This window comes from Streptomyces sp. NPDC059900 (assembly GCF_050270335.1).
In the GTDB taxonomy this organism is placed as follows: Bacteria; Actinomycetota; Actinomycetes; order Streptomycetales; family Streptomycetaceae; genus Streptomyces.
This window is the reverse complement of record NZ_JBNNJZ010001121.1, coordinates 1-1,236: the sequence shown is the minus strand read 5'-3', so window position 1 is coordinate 1,236 and position 1,236 is coordinate 1. Positions and strand designations below refer to the sequence as shown.

Annotated in this window: 2 protein-coding genes; one reads left to right on the top strand and one right to left on the bottom strand. The window is 73.0% G+C overall.

Features of this window, described 5'->3' with window-relative positions; translation table 11 throughout:
* Nucleotides 1-646: NAD(P)H-binding protein (locus ACQKIP_RS47755; protein WP_427745901.1), on the bottom strand; the 646-nt coding region annotated here is incomplete at its 3' end.
* Between the two features lie 149 nt (nt 647-795).
* On the opposite strand from ACQKIP_RS47755, the gene ACQKIP_RS47750 reads away from it, so the two are divergent.
* On the top strand, nt 796-1,236 hold a 441-nt coding region (locus ACQKIP_RS47750; RefSeq protein WP_427745903.1), incomplete at its 3' end, for a LysR family transcriptional regulator.

The following is a 1,236-nucleotide window of genomic DNA, read 5'->3' as shown; positions in this document are numbered from 1 at the left end:
CCTCGGGGGAGAGGTCGTCGGGTCCGACCAGCGGGACGTCCTCCTGTCCGGTCCAGGAGTCGTCCAGGAGCAGCCGGGCCGCCGTGGCGGCGATGTCGCCGGTCGCGCAGGTACGCAGCACACGGTCCTGGTCCAGCGCGAGGAAGAACGCGCCTGCCTCCCGCATCGACTCGGCCTGGCCCAGCAGATTCTCCATCAGGAACGGCGGACACAGCGCCCGGTAGTGCACCCCCATGTCCGCGATCGCCTCGTCCATGGCCAGCGACGCCGATATCTGCCCGGCGCCGACCGCCACCGAGCGGCCCAGCGAGGAGACACCGACGACCCGCCGGACGCCCTGGTCGCCGACCACCGCGCGCAACGGCTCGGTGAAGTCGCGGAAGTGGCCCTCGACGCTGTCGGCCGCAGGAGACGGCGGCACCAGCCAGAACATGCGGTCGACGCCCTCGCGCGCCTCCTTCAGGACGGCGGGGTCGGCGTGCGACCCCTGGACGACCTCGACCTGCGCGCGCACCCGCTCCGGCAGGCGGGCCGGATCGCGGACGATCACCCGGATCCCGGCCCCGGGGCCGCCGTCCGGTGCGTCGAGAAGGAGTTCGAGGACCTGTCGGCCGATCTGGCCGGTGGGAGTGGTGACGACGATCATGAAGAGCTCCTGGTGAATGCATCGGTGGGATGCCGTCGAGCCTGCTGTGTCGCGCGCCCGAACTGAAGGACCGATCCGCTCCCGCTTGTTACCCTCAGGGCAATACCGAAGCCGTGACTCAAGAGCAGGGCAGGAGCGCAGTGGAAAGCCTGGAGTCCCGCCCGTTGCGCTACTTCCTCGCCGTCGCCGAGGAGCTCAACTTCGCCCGCGCCGCCGAGCGCCTCGGCATCTCACCGCCGCCGCTGTCCCGCGCGATCCGCCGCCTCGAGACGGATCTCGATGTCTCCCTCTTCGAGCGCACCACCCACAGCGTGGCGCTGACCCCGGCCGGGACGGTGCTCCTCGCGGAGGCGAGGATCGCCCTGGACGCCCTGCGGGCCGCCGGGCGACGGGCCCAGCGCGCGGCCGCCGCCGACCCCCAGCTGGTCCTCGCCGTGAAGGCCGACGGGGACGCCGGGCTTCTGGAGCCGATCCTGGCCCGCTTCGCCGGGGAACCGGCGGCCCTGCCGGTCACCGTCCGGCTGTGCGGCTGGCGCGAACAGCCGCGGCTGCTGCTCCTGGGCGAGGCGGACGCGGCCCTGGTCCACGAG